The sequence below is a fragment of the Streptomyces sp. NPDC045470 genome (genome assembly GCF_040646595.1).
Taxonomy (GTDB): Bacteria; Actinomycetota; Actinomycetes; order Streptomycetales; family Streptomycetaceae; genus Streptomyces.
The window spans coordinates 58,475-82,574 of record NZ_JBEZAN010000002.1 but is presented as its reverse complement, the minus strand read 5'-3'; the positions used below and the strand labels follow the sequence as shown (position 1 = coordinate 82,574).

Sequence of the window (24,100 nt, the reverse complement as noted above, 5' to 3'; positions counted from 1 at the left end):
CCGGCCGGCCGGGCGTGTGGGGCGCCCGCCGCCGTGGTCAGGTGCATCTCAGGGGGAATCATGCGCACATCGGAGTACGTTCTCGGGCGGCTGGGCGTCGAACCGGCGACGGAATCGGTCTACCGCGCCCTGCTGGCGCAACCGCACGCCTCGGCGGCGGAATTGGCAGCCCGTACGGGAATGACCGAGCAGGAGGCCGAGCGGGCCCTCGGCCGGCTGGCCGGCCTCGCCCTGGCGCACCCTTCCACGGAGCGCCCCGGGCGGCTTCACGCGGTGAGCCCGCGCCTGGGCGTGGACATGCTGCTCGCCCGGCAGCAGGCCGAACTCGCCGCGCAGCGACAGCGGGTGGAGGAGAGCCGGGCCGCTGCCGCCCGGCTCGTCTCCGCATTCGCCACGCACCAGCGTTCCGTCGCCGACCACGGGGTGTTCCGGATCACGGGAGCCGACCGGATCGGCGACCAGGTGCGGGAGATCGGCGCTCTCGCCGAGGAGGAATTGCAGGTGTTCGCCGCCGGGCAGCCGTACCCGTCGTCCGACGCGTCCGCGTCCCCGCGCCTGCACGAGGACCCGCTCGCCCGCGGAATCCGGATACGCACCGTCTGCCTCGACAGCGCCCGCAACGATCCGGACGCCGTGGCACACGCCGAACGGCTGGCGGCGGCCGGCGCGGAGGTCCGTACCGCCGCCGTGCTCCCCACCCGCATGGTCGTCGCCGACCGCCGCTCCGCGCTCGTCTTCACGGCCGGCGAGGGCGCCACGGAGGCCGCCGTCTCCGTACGGGTGCCGGGCGTCGTGGCCGCGCTGAGCACGCTGTTCGACGCCGTGTGGGCAGCGGCGGAACGGCTGGGCCCACCGCCGTCCCGGCGCGCGGCGGACGGCTTCACCCGGCAGCACCTCGCCGCGCTGCACCTGCTCGCCGAGGGCCACACGGACGCCACGGTCGCCCGGCGGCTGGGCGTCTCGGCCCGGACGGCGCGCCGGATCGCCACCGAAGCGATGACGGGGATGAAGGCGCGCAGCCGGTTCCAGGCCGGGGTGCTCGCCGCGCAGCTCGGCTATCTGCCGGCGTCGTCGCCCCAGGCACAGCGCACCGCGTGAAGCGGAAAGCCGCTCTTCGGCACCTGCCTGCGCGCCGACGTCTCCCGACGGGTGCGCATTCCGCCGACGAGGTGTACGGCTCGGTCGGCGACGGCCGTGCAGCCGGGCGCGGGCAGCGCGGCCTCGCGGGCACCGAACGCGGCGGCTCGGGTGGCGGGTTGGGCGGCGCGCCTCGCCGGTGAGTCCCGTGCGGGCCGCGGGGGCGCAGAAGCGGGGGACGCGGGCCCGAACGGGCCACGGCCGGTTCGGGCCACGGCCGGTTCGGGCCACGCGGAGGGCCTTTCCCGCGTGGGGCGGTGGCTGGAAAGTCGTGGATGTCAGCGAGATGTCGTCCACGACGTAGAAAGTTCTTGAACTCTCAAGTACTGTGTCGCTGTCACCGCGCCCGGGCCGACCGGTCCGGCGCGCCGCCATCCGGAGAGGAACCATGACGTCCCAAGCCGTCCACTCGTCCGGCCCGACCGCCGCCGACGCACCTGACGACACCCGGCCCTGGACGACGGCCGCGGCCGGCTCCTTCGGCGTGCTGATCACCGCGGACCGGCCCGGTACCCCGGTCGACGCCGTACCCGTACCGTGGTTGCGCGACCTGACCCGCCGTCACCACATCGTCGCGCTGCGAGGGTTCACCGCCCCGGCCGACGCCACGGAACTCGACGCCTACGCGCGCACCTGGGGCGAGGTGATGGAGTGGCCGTTCGGCACGGTCTTCGACGTACGCGCCCACCAGGACCCCGAGGACCATGTCTTCGACACCGGCTTCATGCCGCTGCACTGGGACGGCATGTACGTCGACTTCGTGCCCGAGTTCCAGGTCTTCCACTGCGTCGCGGCCCCCGGCGCGGCCGAAGGCGGCGGCACGCTCTTCTGCGACACCACCCGCGTCCTCGCCGACGCGGACGCCGAGACCCTCGAACGCTGGCGCGGCCTGACCCTGCGCTACCGCAACGCCAAGGTCTCCCACTACGGCGGCCTCGTCGTCTCACCCCTGATCGAGCCGCACCCCGACGCCGGCTTCCCGGTCATGCGGTTCCTCGAACCGGTGCCGGACGGTGAGCACATCATCAACCAGCCCGACGTGAGCGTCGACGGGCTGGAGGGCGAGGCGGCCGCCGCCGAACTGGCCGCCATCCGCGCCGCCGCGTACGACCCCCGGCACGTGTACGTGCACGCCTGGCAGCAGGACGACATCGTCATCGCCGACAACTACACCCTGCTGCACACCCGCGTGCCCTACCGCCGCGGACTGCCGCGCCACCTGCGCCGCGTCCACGTCCTGGGCGATCCCCCGCTGCCCAGCCACATCCACGACCACCGAGGCGCCACCGGGGCCGACACCCAGCGAGGGACCGCATGACCGTGACGTACGAGCAGCACGCCGAGCGCGGGGAACAGGGGGAGGACGAGGGCGACGCCGCGTACGCGGCCCGCACGGAGCAGTACACCGCCCGCGTCCTGGAACTGCTGCTGCCGCACCGCAGGCCCGCCGGCGTGCCGGCGGACACCCGGGCCGACGGGGGAGACGGTGCCGGCAGCGCCGACAGCCGCGGCCACGACAGCCACCTGCCCGGACAGTGCTTCGCCGAACAGCTCACCCAGATCCGCGGCTTCGTCGCCCGCCGCGAGCCGGTGCTGCTGACCCTGCCGGCGTTCCCCTGCAAGTCGCCCAACCCCGCCAAGGTCGTCGGCCACCTCCCCGACCTCGGCGAACTGCTCTCCCTGCGCTTCCTGGACGACCTGTGCGCCGCGATCGGCGCGGTCTACCCGCCCGGCGCCCGGCTGCTGATCTGCTCGGACGGCCATGTCTTCGGCGACCTCATACGGGTGCCGGACGCGCACATCGACGCGTACGGCAAGGCGCTGCGCGACATGATCGACGCCAACGGCCTGCGGCACATCGACACCTTCGGCCTCGACCACGTCTACGACGGCCGCACCTACGACGAGAAGCGCGCGCTGCTGGAGAAGGACTACGCCCAGAGCGTGGAAGAACTGCGGGCCGAGGTACGGGCCGGCGGACCGGCGCTCAGCCACTACCGCGGCACCATCCGGTTCCTGGTCGAGGACACCGCGGACTGGACCGGCTCCAAGGCCCAGTTGCAGCGCGAGTGCCGCAGCCGCGCGTACGGCGTGCTGCGGCGCAGCCGGGCGTGGGGCGAGCTGATAGCCCACCACTACCGGCAGACCGTACGGCTCTCCATCCATCCGCAGACCTGCGGCTCGGCGAAGTTCGGTATCGCGCTGCTGGAGGCGGCGGACAACTGGCTCACGCCCTGGCACGCCGTCGTCGTGCAGACCGGCACCGACCGCTTCCGGCTGATGAAGCGGCACGAGGCGGAGCGGGTGGGTATCCCGGCGGGCCCGAGCTGGCGCCCGAGCCACTACATCGCGTCGGAGCTGTTCGGCGTGGCGAGCTGACCGTCCTGCTCCCGGTGCGGGCGGTCCGCCCACCGCCCGCACACCGCCGCGCAGGCCGCTAGCAGCACCCCGGCCAGGCACCAACTGGCCAGTACGTCCAGTGGCCAGTGATAGGCGCGGCGCACCAGGCCCACGCCGACCGCGAGGTCGAGCAGCCCCACGGCGGCCGCCGGTGCGGGTCCGTACGACCGTCCCGGGCATGCGGCCCACGGCGCGGCGAGCAACAGGGCCACCGCCCCGTACGCGACGGCTGCCGTCGCCCCGTGGCCGGACGGGAAGAAACCGGCGTGCGCGCCGCCCGCCATCTCCGGCGGGCCCGGCCGGGCCAGCCACGTCTTCACCGGCACCACCAGCGCGGGCACCAGGGCCATCGTCACCAGGGCGGCCACCGGCGGCAGCCACCAGCGCGCGGCGGCCGCCCGCCGTCCGCGCCAGGCCGCGTACAGCGCGGCGAGCGCCAGCACCGGTAGCGCGACGGCCGCGTTGCCGAGGTCGGCGAAGAACTCCGCCAGGGTGGACGGCACCGGGCTGTGCACGACGGCGCGGCCGAATCGTTCGTCCAGCGCGCGCAGCGGACCGCCGGAAGCCACTTGCCAGGTGAGGGCCGCGAAGAGCGCGGCGCACAGCACACCCACCCACAGGAGGGAGCGGAGGAAGGCGGTCGGCCGCCTCGGAACAGGGGGGGTGGTTCCGAGGCGGCCGTGCTGACCGGATCGCCGCGCGCCCCGGGGGGTCTGGGGCGGGCGGCCGTCCGGTCGGTGAGGATTCCCGGGGCGCGGGGCCCCGGACCCGTGCGCGAAGGCACGGCCTGGCCGGAGCCGGGGAAGCGTCGGCCGGGCGTCACCCACAGTCCCCTGCGGGCGGGGTGTCTCTCTCATCTGCAGAAACCGTACGGCAGTGAGCCGGGGCCGGACAGCCGGATCACCTGCCCGCCATGGGCCCCGCACACATTCTTCACGACCAAACGCTCAGTTACTTCGGGTCACACCGTCCCGAGCGCACCCTCGATGATGTCCAGGCCCTCGTTCAGCAGGTCCTCGCCGATGACCAGCGGCGGCAGGAAGCGCAGCACGTTGCCGTACGTGCCGGTGGTCAGCACCAGCAGGCCCTCCTGGTGGCAGGCGGCCGCCAGCGCCGCGGTCGCCTTCGGGTTCGGCTCCTTGGAACCGGACTCCACCAGCTCGATGGCGATCATCGCGCCCCGGCCGCGGACCTCACCGATGATGTCGTGCTTCTCCGCCATCGCCGCCAGGCGCGGCTTCATGATCTCGCCGATCCGCCGGGCCTTGGCGTTCAGGTCCAGCTCGCGCATGGTCTCGATGGAGCCGAGCGCCGCCGCGCAGGCCACCGGGTTGCCGCCGTAGGTGCCGCCCAGACCGCCCGCGTGCGCCGCGTCCATCATCTCGGCGCGGCCGGTGACGGCGGCCAGCGGCAGGCCGCCCGCGATGCCCTTGGCGGTCGTGATCAGGTCCGGGACGATGTTCTCGTCCTCGCACGCGAACCACTGGCCGGTACGGCAGAAGCCGGACTGGATCTCGTCCGCGACGAAGACGATGCCGTTCTCCTTCGCGAACTCCGCGATGGCGGGCAGGAAGCCCTTGGCCGGCTCGATGAAGCCGCCCTCGCCGAGCACCGGCTCGATGATGACCGCGGCCACGTTCTCCGCGCCGATCTGCTTGGTGATCTGCGAGATGGCCTGGTCGGCGGCCTCCTTGGCGCAGTTCTCCGGGCCGGTCAGCCAGCGGTAGGGGTAGGCCAGCGGCACCCGGTAGACCTCGGGCGCGAACGGGCCGAAACCGTGCTTGTACGGCATGTTCTTCGCGGTCAGCGCCATCGTCAGGTTCGTCCGGCCGTGGTAGCCGTGGTCGAAGACGACGACCGCCTGGCGCTTGGTGTACGCGCGGGCGATCTTGACGGCGTTCTCCACGGCCTCCGCGCCGGAGTTGAACAGCGCCGACTTCTTCGCGTGGTCGCCCGGCGTCAGCTCGGCGAGCTGCTCGCAGACCTCCACGTACGGCTCGTACGGCGTGACCATCACACAGGTGTGGGTGAAGTCCGCGAGCTGCGCGGTGGCGCGGCGCACCACGGCCTCCGCGCTGTTGCCGACCGAGGTCACGGCGATGCCGGAGCCGAAGTCGATGAAGGAGTTGCCGTCGACGTCCTCCAGGATGCCGCCGCCCGCGCGCTTGGCGAAGACGGGCAGCACCGCCCCCACACCGCCGGCCACGGTGGCCTGCTTGCGGGCCCACAGCTCCTGGGACTTCGGGCCGGGGATCGCGGTGACGACGCGACGCTCCTGGGGGAGGGCGGGGCCTCCGGACAGTTCGGTCATGGCAGTCTCCTGGGGGTGGAACGGGACGTACTGAAGACGTACTGAAGGGGTTGTGCTCGCAGGCTAGGGGGAGGAACGGGGCGTCGGCATGTTCCGTTCGGGAGAAGTGCGCGTGTTGCGTTGTCCGCACCGGACATAGCGGCGTCCCGCGGCCAGTAGATTGAACGGCGGCAATGCGCGGGAACAGCAGGGCGCACGGGCGGAACCGTTTCCGTCCGGCGTCCGGACGTCTCAAGGGGGACGAGGGGCACCGGATGGACACCGAGGGCACGCAGCACGACGCACCGCACACCCGCACCGACCACCCCGTACCCCGCCCCACGGCACCACCGGTCCCGTCCGCACCGCCGGCCCCGAGAATCCCGCCGGTGCCGCCGGCTCCGCCCACCGCCCCCGGGGACGGCGCGTTCCTGCGCTGGCTGCGCGCCCCCCGCCGGGCCGCCGCGCCCGGCATCTGGACGTACGGGCACGTGCCCCGGCCCGAGGAGAGCCCCGACCGGGTGCCCACCCGGCAGCTCGTCACCGGTGCGCTGATCTCGTTCCTGTGCGGCTGGCTGCTCTGGTCGCTGCTCTGGAACGGCTACCTAGGCCCGTACTGGCTCTACCCGCTGCTGCTCCTGACGCCCGACTCCTGGCGCTCGGCCGGCGGCGACAAGATGGTCTTCGTCTGGGCCACGTACCTCTACTACGCGCTCTGCCTCGCCCTCCTCGTCCTCGTCTTCGGGCGCCTCGGACGCTGGGCCGAACTGGGACGGCGTTGCCTCGGGCCCGTACTGCGCCGCGCCCGGGAACGCCGCCCCGACGCCGTACCGGAGCCGCAGGAGGACCGCGCCCAGTGGCCCGCACTGCGCGCGGGCGGCGCGCCCGACGCCGCCGACAAGCTCGCCGCCGAGGCCCTCGCAGGACGCATGAACGACGTCGACGTGGCGCGCATCGAACGCGCCTGGCACTCGGTGCGCTCCGGCAACAACTCCCTCGCCTCCTTCACCGACGCCGTCCTGCGCCACGGCGCCGCCGCCTGCCCCCACCCCTCGGGACGGCGCGACCTGCCCGCCCGGACGGCCCACCACGACCTGCTCGCCCACCAGGTGCGCATCGGCACCGCCACCGACCACCCGCGCAACCCCCACCAGCACCGCGGTACGGGCTTCGCCCTCGACCCGGCGCTGCTGGGCACCTCACTGCTGGCCGTCGGCCCGCCCGGCTGCGGCAAGACCACCCGCGTGGTGCGGCCGGTCGTGGAGGCCATGTGCCTCCAGGCGCTGGCCGGACGGAGCGCGGTGGTCGCCGTCGGCGCGGCCGGCTCCGCCCTCGGCCCGGACGACGCGTTCGACGTGATCGTCCGGATCGGCGCCCCCGAGCCGGACTGCGACCTCGACCTGTACGGCGGCACCACCGACCCCGACGAAGCGGCCGGCATCCTCGCCGAAGCGCTCGTCGGCGACCTCGCCGCCACTCAGCCCGGTGGCGACAGCCGGCGCGCCGCCACCGCGCTCGGCCAGTTGCTCGGCCCGTTCCGCGCCGCACACGGCCGCTTCCCGTCCGTCCCCGAACTCCGCGAACTCCTCGACGGCTCGGACACGGCGCTCGCCGCACTGCGGACCGCCCTGAAGACCACCGAGTCGCACCCGCAACTGCGCGAACTCGACGCCCGCGCACGGCAGTCCGGGCGCCCCGGCGACATCGGCGACCTCCTCGCCGACCGCGTCGCCCTCCTCGACCGCCCCGCCTTCGCGCCGTACTTCCGCCCCGAGGGCGGCGACCGGCAACTCTCCCTTCGTGCCCTGGACCGTCCGCTGCGCGTCCGCGTCGACCTGCCCGAACGCGGCCACGCTGAGGCGTCGCGCATCCTGGCCCGGCTGGTGCTGGCCCAGTTCACCGAGTGCGCGGCCGCCCGCGGCGACCGCTCGCTCTTCACCTGCCTGGTCCTGGACGACGCGGCGCACACCGTCACCGCCGAATCCCTGCGCGGCCTGCAACGGCTGCGCGCCGCCAACGCGGGCGTCCTGATGACCCTGCGCTCCCTCGACGACGTCCCCGAGACGCTGCGCAGCGCGCTGCTGGGCGCGGTGGGCTGCCGGATGGCGTTCGCGGGCGTGACGACCTGGGACGGGGCGCGGTTCGCCGAGGTGTGGGGCAAGGAGTGGGTAGAGACGCGGGACGTGACCGATCGCCAGATCATCGCCGAGGGCGCCGCGATGAAGGCGTTCCACCTCTTCCGCCACCTGGTCACCGGCAAGGCCGTCACCGCCAAGGCCGTCACCGTCCGCACCGTCGAACGCGAACGCTGGTCCGCCTCCGACCTGGCCAACTCCGTCCCCCCGGGGCACGGGGTGCTGTCGGTGACGTCGGTGCGAGGGGAGCATGCGCCGCCGGTGTTGGTGGATCTTCGGAGGTGAGGAGGGCCCCGGTGTCCGGTGTCCGGTGTCCGGTGAGAGTCAACCGGTGGACGCGCCGGATGAGGAGTGACCCGCCGCAGTCCCGGGGCGGATCGCCTACTTGTCGCCGGTGAACCCCTCGAAGTCCCCGCGGTCGGCCATCTCGCCGAGCCGCGTCGAGGCGGCTTCCCGCTCCGCCCGCCGATCGGCCGTACGCGACGGGGCATCGCCGGAGGAATCCGGTACCACCCCCGTCGCCGTGATCTCCACCAGTTGGCCCGGATAGCCGAGGACCGTGACGCCCACGAGCGTGGACGTGTGCGGGCCCGTGGAGAGGGCCGAGGCGCGGACCTCCTCCCAGGCGAGGGAGAGCGCCTCGGTGGTGGTGGCGGTGACGTACACGGTGCTGGCGATCACCTGGTCCAGGCCGCTGCCCGCCGCCTCCAACTGGGTGGCGAGATTGGCGAGGACCTGGCGGGTCTGGGCGGCGGGATCGCCCGGGCCCACGAGGTTGCCGTCCGCGTCCAGCGGGACGGCGCCCGCGCTGAAGACCAGGCGCTCACCCGCCTCGACGACGGCGGCGTGCGAGTAGTGCGGGGGCGGGAACAGAGCGGGCACGGTCGTGAAGCGGGCCATCGGGCTCCTCCGGGGCAGCGTCTGCGGTGCCGTATCGGTCGGTGCCGATGAGCTCACGGCAGGGCCGGGCGCGTCCACCGGTTATTCCCGGGTCCGGCCCGGCCCGGGCGGTCGCGCCCCGCCCCGGGCCGCCCCACCCGTACGGCTGCATCTCCGGACGCTCGCACCCCCGCACCCCACCACTGAGGCAGAATCGGCAGCGACCGTTCATACGGGACGGCGAAGAACCGACCGCCGCCAGCACGCCCACCGACGCCCCGAAGGTCCCATGCCGCACACCCTCGCCTCCCTGGCCCACCACTCCGCGCTCAAGCTGACGGTGCTCGCGGGCGAGGACCGGCTGGACACCCCGGTGCGCTGGGCGCACGCCAGTGAGCTGATCGACCCGGTGCCGTACATGGAAGGCGGCGAGCTGCTGCTCATCACCGCCCTCAAGCTGGACGCCGAGGACCCGGAGGAGACCCGCCGGTACGTGCGGCGCGTCGCGGGCGCCGGTGTCGTCGGGCTCGGCTTCGCGGTCGGCGTCAACTACGCGGACGTGCCGCAGGCGCTGGTCACCGCCGCCGCCGAGGCGGAGCTGCCGCTGCTGGGCGTGCCCCGCAGCACCCCGTTCATCGCCATCAGCAAGGCCGTATCCGCCGCGGTCGCCGCCGACCAGTACCGCGCCGTGACCGAGGGCTTCGAGGCGCAGCGCGAGCTGACCCGGGCGGCCCTCGGCACCGAGGGCCCGGCCGAGCTGCTGGCCCGGCTCGCCGCGCACCTCAAGGGCTGGGCCGCGCTGTACGACGCGTCCGGCTCGGTGGTCGCCGCGGCCCCCGACTGGGCCGCCCGCCGCGCCGCCCGCCTCGGCGGCGACGCGGGGCGGCTGCGCGAGCGCCCGGCCCCCGCCAGCTCCGTCGTCAGCGACGCCGAGGGCGACGACCGCGTCGAGCTCCAGTCCCTGGGCACCGGCCGCCGCGCCCGCGGCGTCCTCGCGGTCGGCACGGGCGCGCCGCTGGGCACCGCCGAACGCTTCGCCGTGCACTCCGCCGTCGCCCTCCTGACCCTGACCACCGAGCGCTCCCGCGCCCTCCAGGAGGCCGAGCAGCGGCTCGGCGCGGCGGTGCTGCGGATGCTGCTGGCCGGCGAGCCGGACCACGCGCGGGCGGTCGCGGGCCGGCTCTACGGCGGGCTCCTGGACGCGCCCTTCCGGGTGGTGGTCGCGGAGCCGGTCGCCGCCGACGGCGCGGAGTCCGGCGACGCGCCGTCCGCCCTGGACGCGCTCGCCGACGCCATGGAGTCGGCGGCCGCCCGTACCGGCGAGGCGGTGCTGGCCGTACCGGAGGGTGCCCGGCTGGTCGTGCTGGCCGCCGACGGAGGGGCCGCCGTCGAGGCGTGCGCGGAGCACGCGGTCGCGACCGAGGCCCGGTACGGCGGGCAGCCGCTGCCGCGCGGCCGCACGGCACGGGCGGAGGCGGGGCGGTCCGGGGCGCAACTGGCCGTCGGCCTGTCCGCGCCGTCCGGTCCGCGGGACGCCGCGCACGCCTACCGCCAGGCCGGACAGGCCCTGTCGGTCGCCCGCCGCCGCGGCCGGGTGCTCGTCGAGCACGAGGACGTGGCGGCCGGTTCGGTGCTTCCGCTGCTGGCCGACGACGCCGTACGGGCCTTCGCCGACGGCCTGTTGCGCGCCCTGCGCGAGCACGACGCCACCGGCCGCGGGGACCTCGTCGCCTCCCTGCACGCCTGGCTGTCCCGGCACGGCCAGTGGGACGCGGCCGCCGCCGACCTGGGCGTGCACCGGCACACCCTGCGCTACCGGATGCGGCGGGTGGAGGAGATCCTCGGCCGCTCGCTGGACGACCCGGACGTACGGATGGAGCTGTGGCTGGCGCTGAAGGCGACGGCGGCGGTCGCGGACCCGTACGGGGGCGGCTCCGGGGAGCGGCAGGCGTAGCGGGCCGGGGAGAAGAGGCGGTCCGGTCGTGGCGGGCCGCGCCCCGCTCCCGTATACCGAGGCGGCGGACCGGTCGCGGTGGCCCGCGCCCCGCCCGCGTACGCCAATGCGGCGGGCCGCGCCGTACGACTACTCCGCGCCGGACAAACGCCGCGGACGCACCCCGCCCCTACGGTGGACCCAGGCCCGAGAGGGCCGTCCGTACCACCCCCACTTCGGAAGGGCCGGGACCCCTGTGACTTCTCCCACCGCCTTTTGGCTCGCCGGTCGCCAGGCCACCGGCGAGGACACCTTCGACGTCACCTCCCCCTGGGACGGCCGTCTCGTCGGCACGGTGAGCGTTCCCACCGAGGCCCAGACCGAGGAGGCCGTCGCGGCCTCCGTCGCCGTGCAGGAAGCGTTCGCCGCCACCCCCGCCCATGTGCGGGCCGCGGCACTGGACCACGTACAGCGGCGTCTGGTGGAGCGCACCGAGGAGATCGCCCGGCTGATCTCCGCCGAGAACGGCAAGCCCATGAAGTGGGCCCGCGGCGAACTGGGCCGCGCCGTGTCGGTCTTCCGGTTCGCGGCCGAGGAGGCCCGCCGCTTCAACGGCGGCGAGGCACAGCGTCTGGACACCGACGCGGGCGGCGCCGGCCGGCTCGCCCTGACCCGCCGCTTCCCGCGCGGCACGGTGCTGGGCATCGCGCCCTTCAACTTCCCGCTCAACCTCTGCGCCCACAAGATCGCCCCGGCGATCGCGGCGGGCGTGCCGATCATCCTCAAGCCGGCCCCGGCCACCCCGCTGTCCGGCCTGATCCTCGGCGAGCTGCTGGCCGAGACCGACCTGCCGGCCGGCTCCTGGTCGATCCTGCCGGTGACCAACGACCGGATGCCGGCGCTGGTGCGGGACGAGCGGCTGCCGGTGATCTCCTTCACCGGTTCCGAGCAGGTCGGCTACGCGATCATGGACTCGGTGCCGCGCAAGCACTGCACCCTCGAACTGGGCGGCAACGGCGCGGCCGTGGTGCTGGCGGACTACGCCTCCGAGGCGGACCTGGACTGGGCGGCGCAGCGCATCGCGACCTTCTCCAACTACCAGGGCGGCCAGTCCTGCATCTCCGTGCAGCGGGTGATCGCCGACGCGTCGGTCTACGACCGGCTGGTCCCGAAGATCGTCGCCGCGGTCAACGCACAGGTCACCGGCGACCCCTCGGACGACGCGACCGAGGTCGGCCCGCTGGTCAGCGAGGACGCCGCCAAGCGCGTCGAGGCGTGGGTGGACGAGGCCGTCGGCGCGGGCGCGAAGCTGCTCGCGGGCGGCAAGCGGGACGGCGCCTCGTACGCGCCGACCGTGCTGGAGGACGTGCCCGCCGGCGCGACCCTCGCCTGCGAGGAGGTCTTCGGCCCGGTCCTGAGCCTGACGAAGGTGGACGGCGAGGAGGCGGCGTTCGCTGCCGTCAACAACTCCAAGTACGGCCTCCAGGCGGGTGTGTTCACACACGACGTGCAGACCGCGTTCCGGGCGCACCGGGCGCTGGAGGTCGGCGGTGTGATCGTCGGCGACGTGCCGTCCTACCGCGCGGACCAGATGCCGTACGGCGGCGTCAAGCAGTCCGGTGTGGGCCGCGAGGGCGTGCGCTTCGCGATGGAGGACTACACCTACGAGCGGGTGCTCGTGCTGACCGGTCTGGACCTGTAGGACCCGGCCGCCGGTACGGACGTACCGGCCGGACCGACGAGCAACGCGCTCCGGCACCCTGTCCCGGAGCGCGTTGCCTCCCCCGTTCCCCCGTGCGGCGGTGCTGTTCTTCCCCCGTGCCCCCGCACTCTTGTGGTGGTACGGCGACCGTACGCGCCCGCCGCGCGCCGGGGCGTCCCGTCACAGGTGGAAAACCGGATGTGACTTCCGCGGTACCGGCGGCCCGGACGTACGACTTCCGCGGTACCCGCACGGCCTCCTCCGGGCCGACGACGCGCCGTACACGCCGGGTTACGCTGCGGGCGTGCGCATGCGCGGGGTGGCCGGGGAGGTGCGACGGCGGGTACGGAGGGTGCCGCCGCTGACCCTCGACGCGGGCATCGCGGCGGGCTTCGCGACCGTCTCGCTGCTGCTCGGCCACGACAACGTGCCCGCCGGCTGGGAGCGCCTGGACGGCCTCGGCTCCGCGCTGACCTGCCTGATCAACCTGCTGGTCGTGGCCCGCAGGCAGGCCCCCGCCACCGTGTGCCTGACCGTCTTCCTGCTGTGGGCCGGCTACATCGCGCTGGACTACTGGCCGGTCGTCAACAGCCTCGCCGGCCTGATGGCCCTCTACACCGTCGCCGCCCACCGCCCGCCGCGCGTCGCGGCCGGCTGCTCGGTCCTGCTGGCCGTGCTCTGGAACTTCGCCGGCCTGACGGGCGAGGAGAGCTCGTGGGCCACCACGCTCGGCCAGAGCGTCCTGTACCCGGTGATCCTGTGCTGGTTCGGCAACGTCGCCCGCACCTCCGCCGAACGCAACGTCCGCCTCGCCGAGATGGCCGGACAGCTCCGCCGCGAGCAGGAGGAGAACGCCCGGCGCGCGGTCGCCGAGGAACGGGTGCGCATCGCCCGCGAACTGCACGACGTGGTCGCCCACCACATGTCCGTGATCTCCGTGCAGGCCGGACTGGCCGGGTACGTCTTCACCTCCGACCCGGACACCGCCCGCCGCGCCCTGGGCACCATCGCCGGGACGAGCGGCGAGGCCCTGGAGGAGATGCGGCGGCTGCTCGCCGTACTCCGGGTGGACCCGCGGGAGATGGCGGGCGGGCCGGCCGCCGCGGACCGCCGGGAGACGGGCGGAGGCGAGCCGGCCGACGCCTACGAACCGGCGCCCGGCCTCGACCGGATCGGCGCGGTCGTCGCCCGGGTGCGGGCCGCCGGACTGCCGGTCGCCCTGCGCACGACGGGGGAGCGGCGGCCGTACCCGCCGGGGCTGGAACAGTGCGCCTACCGCGTCGTCCAGGAGGCTCTGACCAACGCCCTCAAGCACGCCGGGGCCGCCCGTGTCGACGTGCGGATCGACCACGGTGCCGACCGCCTCACGGTCGAGGTGCGCGACGACGGCAGCACACCCGGCGCTTCCGGCTCTCCTGTGCCGCACGTCCCGCCGAGCGGAGCCGCGGCCCCACCACCGGCACCGTCGGCATCCGGCCATCTCTCCACCGGACACGGGTTGATAGGGATGCGCGAGCGGGCCAGGATTTACGGCGGCAGTCTGCGCGCCGGTCCTGTTCCGGGCGGCGGCTTCCAGGTGCTGCTCACCCTGCCCGTCCATCCCGCGGCGGGCCCGGCGCCGCCGCGGAAAGGGACGACAGAGCATGATCAGGGTGCTGGTGGCCGATGACCAGGTCCTCATCCGGGCCGGTGTCGCCGCCCTGCTGCGGGCCGCGCCCGACGTCGAGGTGGTCGGCGAGGCGTCGGACGGCGAGGAGGCGGTCCGGCTGGCCGCCGACCACCGTCCCGACGTGATCCTCATGGACATCCGGATGCCCGGGGTCAGCGGCATCACGGCCACCGAACGCATCCTGCGGGCCGCGGCCGAGTCCGGCGGGCCGGCCCCGCGCGTCGTGGTGCTCACCACCTTCGACCTGGACGAGTACGTCTACGCCGCGCTGCGCGCCGGAGCCAGCGGCTTCCTCCTCAAGGACACGCCGCCGCAGCGGCTGCTCTCGGCCATCGCCACCGTCGCGGGCGGCGACATGCTCTTCGCGCCGAGCGTGACCCGCAGGCTGGTCGAGGCGTACGCCCAGCGGCTGGACGAGCCCACCCCGGAGGCCGCCGACGGGCCGGAGTCCCTCCAGGCGCTCACCGCCCGTGAACGGGAGGTGCTGCGGCACACCGCCAAGGGCCTGTCCAACCCGGAGATCGCGGCCCGCCTGGTGATCAGCGAGGCCACCGTGAAGACCCATCTGAACCGGACGATGGCCAAGCTGGGGCTCTGCAGCCGGGCCCAGGCGGTGGTGCTGGCGTACGAGACGGGGCTGGTCACGCCGGGCACCCGCTGAAGACCGGGACACCGCGGACACCGGCCCTCTCCCGCCCCGCCTGCCCCCGGAGGGGCGCAATCCGGACGGCGGCGCTCACCCGTCCGCCCCCGTCGGTGCCGCGAACCCTGGTGCAAGTCGAACGGAACGGGTACAGACTCACAAGTAGCACTGACCGGTAGCCGGACGGCCGCGGGACACCGTACGCCTGCCCGCACGGCGCGGCACCGTACGGAACGCCGGATTCCGTGCCGGCCGACCGCACGGTCCCCGGCGGACCGCCGACCCACTCCGAGACCCGACTCCGCGGCGAGGTGAGCCCCTCATGACCGCTCCATCCACCCGCAATGTGTCCGAGCGCGAGGCCCGGCAGGTCGCCGAGGCCGCCCGGGAGCAGGACTGGCGCAAGCCCAGCTTCGCCAAGGAACTGTTCCTGGGCCGCTTCCGGCTCGACCTCATCCATCCGCACCCCACCCCCGCCGACGAGGACGCCCAGCGCGGTGAGGAGTTCCTCGCCAAGCTCCGCGACTTCTGCGAGACGAAGATCGACGGCGCCCGGATCGAACGCGAGGCGCAGATCCCGGACGAGACCATCGACGGTCTCAAGGAGATCGGCGCGCTCGGCATGAAGATCGACACGAAGTACGGCGGCCTGGGCCTCACCCAGGTCTACTACAACAAGGCGCTCGCCCTCGTCGGCTCCGCCAGCCCGGCCATCGGCGCGCTGCTCTCCGCGCACCAGTCGATCGGCGTACCACAGCCGCTGAAACAGTTCGGCACCCAGGAGCAGAAGGATGTCTTCCTGCCGCGCTGCGCCCGTACGGACATCACGGCGTTCCTGCTCACCGAGCCGGACGTGGGCTCCGACCCGGCCCGGCTGGCGACCACCGCCGTGCCGGACGAGAGGGGAGACTACGTCCTGGACGGCGTGAAGCTGTGGACCACCAACGGCGTCGTCGCCGACCTCCTGGTCGTCATGGCGCGCGTCCCGAAGAGCGAGGGCCACAAGGGCGGCATCACCGCCTTCGTCGTCGAGGCCGCCGCCGAGGGCGTCACGGTCGAGCACCGCAACGCCTTCATGGGTCTGCGCGGCATCGAGAACGGCGTCACCCGCTTCCACCGCGTACGGGTGCCCGCCGCGAACCGCATAGGGCCCGAGGGCGCCGGCCTGAAGATCGCGCTGACCACGCTCAACACCGGCCGCCTCTCGCTGCCCGCCATGTGCGTGGGCGCCGGCAAGTGGTGTCTGAAGATCGCCCGCGAGTGGTCGGCCGCCCGCGAGCAGTGGGGCAAGCCGATCGCGAGGCACGAAGCGGTCGGCTCCAAGATCTCCTTCATCGCGGCCACCACCTTCGCCCTGGAGGCCGTCGTCGACCTCGCCTCCCAGATGGCCGACGAGGACCGCAACGACATCCGCATCGAGGCCGCGCTGGCCAAGCTGTACGGCTCCGAGATGGGCTGCCTGATGGCCGACGAACTCGTCCAGATCCGCGGCGGCCGCGGCTTCGAGACCGCCGCCTCGCTCGCCGCCCGCGGGGAGCGCGCCGTGCCCGCCGAGCAGATCCTGCGCGATCTGCGCATCAACCGGATCTTCGAGGGCTCCACCGAGATCATGCACCTGCTGATCGCGCGCGAGGCGGTGGACGCGCACCTGTCCGTGGCCGGTGACCTCATCGACCCCGACAAGTCCCTGGGCGACAAGGGCAGGGCCGCGGCCAAGGCCGGCACGTTCTACGCCCGCTGGCTGCCCAAGCTGGTCGCGGGCCCCGGCCAACTGCCGCGTACCTACGCCGAGTTCGGCGACCTCGCCGGGCATCTGCGGTACGTGGAACGCGCCTCCCGCAAGCTGGCCAGGTCCACCTTCTACGCCATGTCCCGCTGGCAGGGCCGGATGGAGACCAAGCAGGGCTTCCTCGGGCGGATCGTCGACATCGGCGCCGAACTCTTCGCCATGAGCGCCGCCGTCGTACGGGCCGAGCACCTGCGCGCCACCGACGACCACGGCCGCGAGGCGCGCCAGCTCGCCGACGCGTTCTGCCGGCAGGCCCGCATCCGCGTCGACGAACTCTTCGGCCGGCTGTGGACCAACACCGACGACCTGGACCGCAAGGTCGTCTCCGGCGTACTGACCGGCACCTACGCCTGGCTGGAGGAAGGCGTCGTGGACCCGAGCGGCGACGGCCCGTGGATCGCCGACGCGACCCCCGGACCGACGACGAAGGAGAACGTGCACCGGCCGATCCGCTGACCCGGGCGGGGCGCGCTTCACCCGGGCTCCCGGAGGAACGGGAGGCACCTCCAGGTGAAGCGCGCCGCCGCGACGTTCCGCGCGGCCGATCCCGGGGCGGGACGTGGGCCGCGGTCAGCCGTTGCGGTGCATCGCCTGGCGGATCCAGCCCGCGTAGGCGGGCGCGCTGGTGTAGAGCCCCGGGCCCTCGCTGCACCGCACGCCCGGGGCGCCCGGGCCCGACGTGACACCGATGAGTTCCCAGCGTCCCTTCCGGTCCCGCCGGAGCTGGGGGCCGCCCGAGTCGCCGTGGCACGCCATGGCCTTCGGCAGCCGGCTGATCGTGCACAGGCGGGTGCTGCCCGCGTAGCCCGGTGCGCACTCGGAGACGGCTCCCCTGCGCGTGTCGAGCTCCTGGAGCCGGTCGGGGAAGACGCCCTTGGCGGGGTCGGAGGCGGTGTCGTCGACGGTGCCGAAGCCCAGAATCCGGGTCGGCGTGCCGGGCCGCCCCGGCTTGCCGGCGATGCGGACGGGCTTCTCGGAGACCGGGCGGTCCAGACGGATCAGAGCGATGTCGTCGCGGTTGGCGACGACGTTCTCGCCGTTCTCGTAGCCCGGGTGGGACACCGTCTTCGCGACGGACCGGACCGTGCCCCCGGACTTCTTCCCTCCACTGCCGATCCGGACGGTGCCGTCCAGGGTGACGAGCGTCGGGTCCACGCAGTGCGCCGCGGTGAGCACCCACTTCGAGTCGATCAACGACCCTCCGCAGACACCCTTGAAGGTGGGGTCGTCCACACCCGTCACCGGGACCGACACCATGAACGGGTAACGCTGCGTCGCGTCCCTGCCGTTGACGACGGCTTCGGCGCTGCCGGACAGCATGGCGGCGCACGCCGCGCCCGTCAGGGCCACCGCGGTGGTGCGCGCCACCGTACGGCGCGAGGACTTCAGGCTGAACACTGGTTCTCCGATCGGACGAGCGTTTGCGGCCTGTTCAGCCTCCGCCGTCGAGCGGAACCGGTCCATCCGGTCAGCGGGCCTGTCCGGGGTTCGGCCAGGTGGCCCGTCCGGGGTGGGGAAAACCCCAGGAACCCCCAGGCCCCCAGGCCCCCAGGGAAAGCCCAGGTCGACACGTGCCGCGTCCGTCCGCACGACGACCCGTCCGCGCCAGGCGTACCGCCGGACGGAGCAGCGCCGCCCAGCGCTCCGCCGCCTCGGCGGGGCCGCTGTCCGGCGGCCGGTACGCCGCCGGGGGCGTCGTCCGTGCCGTGTCCGTACGGTCGCACGCGCCGCCGACGGTCCCCTGCGGCTCACCGCACCGCCCGGACCGGCGACAATGGTCCCCATGACGGACACCCTCGCTGACCCGCATCTGCGCTTCACCCCCGCCCCGCTCACCGGCGGCGGCGACGGGCCGCGTGACATCGTGATCCTCGGTTCGACCGGTTCGATCGGCACCCAGGCCGTCGACCTGGTGCTGCGCAACCCCGACCGCTTCCGGGTGACCGCGTTGTCCGCGGCCGGCGGCCGGGTGGCGCTGCTGGCCGAGCAGGCGCATCTGCTGCGGGTCCGTACGGTGGCGGTGTCCCGCGAGGACGTGGTGCCGGCCCTGCGCGAGGCGCTGTCCGAGCGGTACGGGGCGGGGGAGCCGCTGCCGGAGATCGTCGCCGGGCCCGACGCGGCCGCCGAGCTGGCCGCGTCCCCCTGCCACACCGTGCTCAACGGCATCACCGGCTCCATCGGCCTCGCGCCCACCCTCGCCGCCCTGGAGGCGGGCCGCGCGCTGGCGCTCGCCAACAAGGAGTCGCTGATCGTCGGCGGCCCGCTGGTCAAGGCCGCGGCGCGCCCCGGCCAGATCGTGCCCGTCGACTCCGAGCACTCCGCCCTCTTCCAGGGCCTGCTGGGCGGCCCCCGCAAGGAGGTGCGCAAGCTGGTCGTCACCGCCTCCGGCGGGCCCTTCCGGGGCCGTACGAAGCAGGAGCTGGCGTCCGTCACGCCGGAGCAGGCGCTCGCCCACCCCACCTGGGCGATGGGCCCGGTCATCACGATCAACTCCGCGACCCTGGTCAACAAGGGGCTGGAGGTCATCGAGGCACACCTGCTGTACGACGTGCCGTTCGACCGGATCGAGGTCGTCGTCCATCCGCAGTCCTACATCCACTCGATGGTGGAGTTCACCGACGGCTCCACCCTGGCCCAGGCCAGCCCGCCCGACATGCGGATGCCGATCGCGCTCGGCATCGGCTGGCCGGACCGGGTGCCGGACGCCGCTCCCGGCATCGACTGGACCAGGGCCCACCGGTGGGACTTCCTGCCGCTGGACACCGAGGCCTTCCCGTCCGTGCCGCTGGCCTGCCACGTCGGCGATCTGGGCGGCACCGCGCCCGCCGTCTTCAACGCCGCCAACGAGGAATGCGTCGACGCGTTCTTGCAGGGCGGGCTGCCGTTCACAGGAATTGTCGATACGGTCGCCGAGGTGGTCGCGGAGCACGGTACGCCGGCCAGGGGAACCTCCCTGACGGTCGCGGACGTCTTGCAGGCGGAAACCTGGGCGCGCGCCCGCGCCCGTGAGCTGGCCGCCCGAGCGGCCCGTACGACATCGGAGGCTCGCGCATGACGACATGGATGACCGTTCTGGGCATAGTCGTCTTCGTCGTCGGCCTGCTCTTCTCGATCGCCTGGCACGAGCTCGGACACCTGTCCACGGCCAAGATGTTCGGCATCCGGGTGCCGCAGTACATGGTGGGCTTCGGGCCGACGCTCTTCTCGCGCCGCAAGGGCGACACCGAGTACGGCATCAAGGCCATACCGCTCGGCGGCTACATCCGCATGATCGGGATGTTCCCGCCGGGGGAGGACGGCGCCATAAGCGCCCGGTCCACCTCGCCCTGGCGCGGCATGATCGAGGACGCCAGGTCGGCGGCCTTCGAGGAGCTGCAGCCGGGCGACGAGAAGCGGCTGTTCTACACGCGCAAGCCCTGGAAGCGCGTCATCGTGATGTTCGCCGGGCCGTTCATGAACCTGATCCTCGCCGTCGTGATCTTCATGAGCGTGCTGATGGGATTCGGGATCAACACCCAGACCACCCAGGTCGGCTCGGTCTCGGACTGCGTGATAGCGGCCTCCGCCAAGACCGACAAGTGCACCGCGGGCGCCAAGGACTCCCCGGCCAAGGCCGCGGGCCTGCGCGCGGGTGACAAGATCGTCGACTTCGACGGCAAGCCGGTACCGGACTGGGCCACCCTCCAGCAGAGCATCCGGGACACCACGGGCCCGGCGACCATCACCGTCGAGCGGGACGGCAAGCGGCAGCAGCTGCACGCGAACCTGATCGAGAACAAGGTCGCCAAGACCGACGGCAACGGCGCGTACGTGCCGGGCGAGTACGTCACCGCGGGCTTCCTCGGCTTCACCCCGGCCACCGGCATCGTCCCGCAGTCCTTCGGCCAGTCCGTGGACCGCATGGGCAGCATGGTCGAACAGGGCGTCCAGTCGCTGGTCCACCTGCCCGCCAAGGTCCCCGACCTGTGGGACGCCGCCTTCAACGGCGGTGAGCGCAAGCAGGACTCCCCGATGGGCGTGGTCGGCGCGGCCCGGGTCGGCGGCGAGGTGTTCTCGCTGGACATCCCGCCGGAGCAGCGGGTGGCGACCATGCTCTTCCTGGTCGCCGGATTCAACCTGTCGCTCTTCCTGTTCAACATGCTCCCGCTGCTGCCCCTGGACGGCGGACACATCGCGGGCGCCCTGTGGGAGTCGGTCCGCCGGGCCTTCGCCCGCGTCTTCCGCCGCCCCGACCCGGGCCCGTTCGACGTGGCCAAGCTCATGCCGGTGGCCTACGTGGTCGCCGGGATCTTCATCTGCTTCACGCTGCTGGTGCTGGTGGCGGACGTGGTGAATCCGGTGAAGCTGACGTAGGTACCTGGGCGCCGCGGGGGCACCGGGCAAGAAGGAGCCCGTCCGGCGATCGAGGGCGAGCGGACGCCAGGCCGGCGACATACCGGTGACCCGCGCCCCGGGCGCCCAAACCGCGCACATGGGTGCTCCTCCGCCCCCCAACGGGGGGCAGGAGGGGATCGATGTGCCCACGGCAACCCTCGTGCCGTAATCTCGAAGGCCGGAGCCCGCCGATCTCGGGACCTAGATCCACACCTTGGGGTTGCTCGCCAGATGACTGCCATTTCACTGGGAATGCCGGACGTACCGACCAAGCTGGCCGACCGCCGGGTCAGCCGCAAGATCCAGGTCGGACCGGTCGCCGTGGGCGGGGACGCACCGGTCTCGGTGCAGTCGATGACGACCACACGCACCTCCGACATCGGCGCCACGCTCCAGCAGATCGCCGAGCTGACCGCGTCCGGCTGCCAGATCGTCCGGGTCGCCTGCCCGACCCAGGACGACGCCGACGCGCTGCCGGTCATCGCCCGCAAGTCGCAGATCCCGGTCATCGCCGACATCCACTTCCAGCCGAAGTACGTGTTCGCCGCGATCGACGCCGGCTGCGCCGCGGTCCGGGTCAACCCCGGCAACATCAAGCAGTTCGACGACAAGGTCAAGGAGATCGCCAAGGCGGCCTCCGACGCGGGCACCCCGATCCGGATCGGTGTGAACGCGGGCTCCCTCGACCGCCGCCTGCTCCAGAAGTACGGGAAGGCGACGCCCGAGGCGCTGGTGGAGTCGGCGCTGTGGGAGTGCTCGCTGTTCGAGGAGCACGGTTTCCGTGACATCAAGATCTCGGTGAAGCACAACGACCCGGTCGTCATGGTCAACGCGTACCGGCTGCTGGCGGCGCAGTGCGACTACCCGCTGCACCTGGGGGTGACGGAGGCCGGTCCGGCGTTCCAGGGCACCATCAAGTCGGCGGTGGCCTTCGGCGCGCTGCTGAGCGAGGGCATCGGCGACACGATCCGCGTCTCCCTGTCGGCCCCGCCGGCCGAGGAGGTCAAGGTCGGCCTGCAGATCCTGGAGTCGCTGAACCTGCGCCCGCGCCGTCTGGAGATCGTCTCCTGCCCGTCCTGCGGCCGTGCCCAGGTGGACGTCTACAAGCTCGCCGACGAGGTCACCGCGGGCCTGGAGGGCATGGAGGTGCCGCTGCGCGTCGCGGTCATGGGCTGCGTCGTCAACGGTCCCGGTGAGGCCCGCGAGGCCGACCTCGGGGTGGCGTCCGGCAACGGCAAGGGCCAGATCTTCGTCAAGGGCGAGGTCATCAAGACGGTGCCCGAGTCGAAGATCGTCGAGACTCTCATCGAAGAGGCCATGAAGATCGCCGAGCAGATGGAGAAGGACGGCGTGGCCTCCGGCGAACCCACCATCGCCGTCGCCGGCTGAGCGCCGCCACCGCTCCTGGCGCTCCCGTACAGCCCTTGGCGCCCAGCGCGCCCCCGAGCCCCGCCGCCGGACCACACCGGTGGCGGGGCTCGTGCGTGAACCGCGCCAGGAGCGGTACCCGGAGCGGATCCGCTGCCCGGCCGCCGGGGAGGTAAAGTTCCAGGACCTGCAGTTGCCTGGCCTCCCAGGCCCGTAAAGGTGAGGCTTTCCGACACGTGCTGACGACCACGACCACCAAGGTTCTGGAGCCCGGGGAGCTCGACGCCGCACTGGCGGTACTGGACCGCGACCCCGTCGCCAACGCCTTCGTCGCGGCCCGTGTCCAGGTCGCCGGGCTGGACCCCTGGCGGCTCGGCGGCGAGATGTGGGGCTGGTACGCGGACGGCCGCCTGGAGTCGCTGTGCTACGCGGGCGCCAACCTCGTCCCCGTCTGCGCCACCCCCGAAGCGGTACGCGGCTTCGCCGAGCGGGCCCGCCGTCAGGGACGGCGCTGCTCCTCCATCGTCGGCCCGGCCGGGCCCACCGCCGAGCTGTGGTCCCTGCTGGAGCCCGCCTGGGGCCCGGCCCGCGAGATCCGCGCGAACCAGCCGCTGATGGTCACGTCCGCCTTCGCCACCGAGGTCGAGCCCGACCCGTACGTACGGCGCATCGGCAAGCACGAGATGGACCTGATCATGCCCGCGTGCGTGGCGATGTTCACCGAGGAGGTCGGCATCTCGCCGCTGGCCGGCGACGGCGGGCTGCTCTACCAGGCGCGCGTCGCCGAGCTGGTCGGCGCCGGGCGGTCCTTCGCCCGCGTCGACGACGGCAAGGTGGTCTTCAAGGCCGAGATCGGCGCCGCCACCCAGCGGGCCTGCCAGATCCAGGGTGTCTGGGTCGCCCCCGAGTACCGCGGCAAGGGCCTCTCGGAGACCGGCATGGCGGCCGTGCTGCGCCACGCGCTCACCGAGATCGCGCCCATCGCCTCGCTGTACGTGAACGACTTCAACACGGCGGCGCGGGCCGCGTACCGGCGGGTGGGCTTCGAGGAGACCGGCGCCTTCATGAGCGTGCTGTTCTAGCCACCGGCGTCCCGCCGCCCGCGCCGGGCCCGCCGGCCGATCGTCTTACGGCCCGGTGCCTTGTACGCTCCCGACCATGGATGACGTCGCGGTCGGCCCCCTGGATCTCGCCGTCCGTGTGGACGACGCGCTCGCCGTGCAGGCACTGGCGTTCGGACTGACCGACGACGAGATCGGCGTCCGCCGCCACATCGTCCTGCGGCACCTGACCAGCCCCGGGGCCCGCGCCCTCGGCGCCACCACGCCCGCCGGGCGCCTGATCGGCTTCGTCTACGGGATGCCCAACAGCCGTACGCACTGGTGGTCCACGGTCGTCGAGCCGTACCTGCGCCACCAGGACCGGGACCACTGGCTCGACGACTCCTTCGTGATCACCGAGCTGCATGTGCTGCCCGCCTTCCAGAACCGGCGCATCGGCCGCGAACTGATCACCCGCATCACCGACGACGCGGCCGAACCCCGCAGCATCCTGTCCGCCATCGACACCGACAGCCCCGCCCGCGGCCTGTACCGCTCCCTGGGCTACCACGACCTGGCCCGCCGCGTGCTCTTCCCGAGCGCCCCGCTGCCGTACGCGGTGATGGGCGCGCCCCTGCCCCTCAAACGCTGACCGGACGGGACCGGGCGAGGGGCGGATCCCATTTCCGTGGGGCGCGTCCCTCCGGATAACCTCGCGGAAGTCACCTTTCTTACGCAGGA

Annotated in this window: 18 protein-coding genes; 14 read left to right on the top strand and 4 right to left on the bottom strand. The window is 73.4% G+C overall.

All coding sequences use genetic code 11. From position 1 onward, the window contains the following. Positions 1-60 precede the first annotated feature (60 nt). The 3 genes from AB0A97_RS06680 (at position 61) to AB0A97_RS06670 (ending at position 3,516) form a co-directional block, all read left to right on the top strand. Entirely contained in the window at positions 61-1,098 is a 1,038-nt protein-coding gene (locus tag AB0A97_RS06680; RefSeq protein WP_361145522.1) for a helix-turn-helix domain-containing protein, read from the top strand. A 427-nt stretch (positions 1,099-1,525) separates the two neighbouring features. Continuing rightward, entirely contained in the window at positions 1,526-2,455 is a 930-nt protein-coding gene (locus tag AB0A97_RS06675; RefSeq protein WP_361145519.1) for a TauD/TfdA family dioxygenase, read from the top strand. After that, positions 2,452-3,516, top strand: a complete 1,065-nt coding sequence (locus AB0A97_RS06670; protein ID WP_361145516.1) for an isocyanide synthase family protein — start codon at positions 2,452-2,454, stop codon at positions 3,514-3,516. The genes AB0A97_RS06675 and AB0A97_RS06670 overlap by 4 nt, the downstream gene beginning before the upstream one ends. On the opposite strand, the gene AB0A97_RS06665 is transcribed toward AB0A97_RS06670, so the two are convergent. Together AB0A97_RS06665 and gabT are read right to left on the bottom strand one after the other, a co-directional pair. Further along, entirely contained in the window at positions 3,480-4,151 is a 672-nt protein-coding gene (locus tag AB0A97_RS06665; RefSeq protein WP_361145513.1) for a phosphatase PAP2 family protein, read from the bottom strand. The genes AB0A97_RS06670 and AB0A97_RS06665 overlap by 37 nt on opposite strands. Positions 4,152-4,498: 347 nt before the next feature. Beyond that, on the bottom strand, positions 4,499-5,848 hold the full coding sequence (gene gabT / locus AB0A97_RS06660) for a 4-aminobutyrate--2-oxoglutarate transaminase (protein WP_361145510.1): 1,350 nt from the start codon (positions 5,846-5,848) through the stop codon (positions 4,499-4,501). A gap of 254 nt (positions 5,849-6,102) precedes the next feature. On the opposite strand from gabT, the gene AB0A97_RS06655 reads away from it, so the two are divergent. Continuing rightward, the gene (locus AB0A97_RS06655; RefSeq protein WP_361145507.1) at positions 6,103-8,247 is read left to right on the top strand and encodes an ATP-binding protein; all 2,145 of its coding nucleotides are present in this window, start codon (positions 6,103-6,105) and stop codon (positions 8,245-8,247) included. Positions 8,248-8,343: 96 nt separating this feature from the next. On the opposite strand, the gene AB0A97_RS06650 is transcribed toward AB0A97_RS06655, so the two are convergent. Continuing rightward, the gene (locus AB0A97_RS06650) at positions 8,344-8,862 is read right to left on the bottom strand and encodes a RidA family protein (RefSeq protein ID WP_361145504.1); all 519 of its coding nucleotides are present in this window, start codon (positions 8,860-8,862) and stop codon (positions 8,344-8,346) included. 268 nt (positions 8,863-9,130) lie between these two features. Between AB0A97_RS06650 and AB0A97_RS06645 the strand changes: the two genes are divergently transcribed. The 5 genes from AB0A97_RS06645 (at position 9,131) to AB0A97_RS06625 (ending at position 17,033) form a co-directional block, all read left to right on the top strand. Then, the gene (locus tag AB0A97_RS06645) at positions 9,131-10,795 is read left to right on the top strand and encodes a PucR family transcriptional regulator (RefSeq protein WP_361145502.1); all 1,665 of its coding nucleotides are present in this window, start codon (positions 9,131-9,133) and stop codon (positions 10,793-10,795) included. A 235-nt stretch (positions 10,796-11,030) separates the two neighbouring features. Then, the gene (locus AB0A97_RS06640; RefSeq protein WP_361145499.1) at positions 11,031-12,476 is read left to right on the top strand and encodes an aldehyde dehydrogenase family protein; all 1,446 of its coding nucleotides are present in this window, start codon (positions 11,031-11,033) and stop codon (positions 12,474-12,476) included. Between the two features lie 310 nt (positions 12,477-12,786). Continuing rightward, on the top strand, positions 12,787-14,145 hold the full coding sequence (locus tag AB0A97_RS06635; protein WP_361147288.1) for a sensor histidine kinase: 1,359 nt from the start codon (positions 12,787-12,789) through the stop codon (positions 14,143-14,145). Next, positions 14,120-14,806, top strand: coding sequence for a response regulator transcription factor (locus AB0A97_RS06630; protein WP_361145497.1), 687 nt, complete (start codon positions 14,120-14,122; stop codon positions 14,804-14,806). The genes AB0A97_RS06635 and AB0A97_RS06630 overlap by 26 nt, the downstream gene beginning before the upstream one ends. Before the next feature lie 304 nt (positions 14,807-15,110). Continuing rightward, a complete protein-coding gene (locus AB0A97_RS06625) occupies positions 15,111-17,033 on the top strand; it encodes an acyl-CoA dehydrogenase family protein (protein WP_361145494.1) in 1,923 nt (640 codons plus the stop codon). Between the two features lie 114 nt (positions 17,034-17,147). Here AB0A97_RS06625 and AB0A97_RS06620 read toward each other — a convergent pair whose 3' ends face one another. Beyond that, entirely contained in the window at positions 17,148-17,975 is an 828-nt protein-coding gene (locus AB0A97_RS06620) for a serine protease (protein WP_361145492.1), read from the bottom strand. 385 nt (positions 17,976-18,360) lie between these two features. Here AB0A97_RS06620 and dxr point away from each other — a divergent pair, with 385 nt between their 5' ends. The 5 genes from dxr (at position 18,361) to AB0A97_RS06595 (ending at position 24,011) form a co-directional block, all read left to right on the top strand. After that, the gene (dxr, locus tag AB0A97_RS06615; protein ID WP_361145488.1) at positions 18,361-19,632 is read left to right on the top strand and encodes a 1-deoxy-D-xylulose-5-phosphate reductoisomerase; all 1,272 of its coding nucleotides are present in this window, start codon (positions 18,361-18,363) and stop codon (positions 19,630-19,632) included. Further along, positions 19,629-20,930 carry a site-2 protease family protein gene (locus tag AB0A97_RS06610; protein ID WP_361145486.1) on the top strand — a complete coding sequence of 434 codons (1,302 nt, stop codon included), beginning with the start codon at positions 19,629-19,631 and terminating at the stop codon, positions 20,928-20,930. The genes dxr and AB0A97_RS06610 overlap by 4 nt, the downstream gene beginning before the upstream one ends. Positions 20,931-21,182: 252 nt before the next feature. Further along, positions 21,183-22,340 carry a flavodoxin-dependent (E)-4-hydroxy-3-methylbut-2-enyl-diphosphate synthase gene (ispG, locus tag AB0A97_RS06605; RefSeq protein WP_361145483.1) on the top strand — a complete coding sequence of 386 codons (1,158 nt, stop codon included), beginning with the start codon at positions 21,183-21,185 and terminating at the stop codon, positions 22,338-22,340. A 215-nt stretch (positions 22,341-22,555) separates the two neighbouring features. Further along, entirely contained in the window at positions 22,556-23,401 is an 846-nt protein-coding gene (locus AB0A97_RS06600) for a GNAT family N-acetyltransferase (RefSeq protein ID WP_361145480.1), read from the top strand. 76 nt (positions 23,402-23,477) lie between these two features. Then, positions 23,478-24,011 (top strand): GNAT family N-acetyltransferase, encoded by a 534-nt coding sequence (locus AB0A97_RS06595; RefSeq protein WP_361145477.1) that lies wholly within the window; start codon positions 23,478-23,480, stop codon positions 24,009-24,011. Positions 24,012-24,100: the final 89 nt, after the last annotated feature.

Coding starts and splice junctions, on each gene's coding strand:
- AB0A97_RS06680 (WP_361145522.1), top strand. CDS start 61: ATGCGCACATCGGAGTACGTTCTCGGGCGGCTGGGCGTCGAACCGGCG.
- AB0A97_RS06675 (WP_361145519.1), top strand. CDS start 1,526: ATGACGTCCCAAGCCGTCCACTCGTCCGGCCCGACCGCCGCCGACGCA.
- AB0A97_RS06670 (WP_361145516.1), top strand. CDS start 2,452: ATGACCGTGACGTACGAGCAGCACGCCGAGCGCGGGGAACAGGGGGAG.
- gabT (WP_361145510.1), bottom strand. CDS start 5,848: ATGACCGAACTGTCCGGAGGCCCCGCCCTCCCCCAGGAGCGTCGCGTC.
- AB0A97_RS06655 (WP_361145507.1), top strand. CDS start 6,103: ATGGACACCGAGGGCACGCAGCACGACGCACCGCACACCCGCACCGAC.
- AB0A97_RS06650 (WP_361145504.1), bottom strand. CDS start 8,862: ATGGCCCGCTTCACGACCGTGCCCGCTCTGTTCCCGCCCCCGCACTAC.
- AB0A97_RS06645 (WP_361145502.1), top strand. CDS start 9,131: ATGCCGCACACCCTCGCCTCCCTGGCCCACCACTCCGCGCTCAAGCTG.
- AB0A97_RS06635 (WP_361147288.1), top strand. CDS start 12,787: ATGCGCGGGGTGGCCGGGGAGGTGCGACGGCGGGTACGGAGGGTGCCG.
- AB0A97_RS06630 (WP_361145497.1), top strand. CDS start 14,120: ATGATCAGGGTGCTGGTGGCCGATGACCAGGTCCTCATCCGGGCCGGT.
- AB0A97_RS06625 (WP_361145494.1), top strand. CDS start 15,111: ATGACCGCTCCATCCACCCGCAATGTGTCCGAGCGCGAGGCCCGGCAG.
- dxr (WP_361145488.1), top strand. CDS start 18,361: ATGACGGACACCCTCGCTGACCCGCATCTGCGCTTCACCCCCGCCCCG.
- AB0A97_RS06610 (WP_361145486.1), top strand. CDS start 19,629: ATGACGACATGGATGACCGTTCTGGGCATAGTCGTCTTCGTCGTCGGC.
- ispG (WP_361145483.1), top strand. CDS start 21,183: ATGACTGCCATTTCACTGGGAATGCCGGACGTACCGACCAAGCTGGCC.
- AB0A97_RS06595 (WP_361145477.1), top strand. CDS start 23,478: ATGGATGACGTCGCGGTCGGCCCCCTGGATCTCGCCGTCCGTGTGGAC.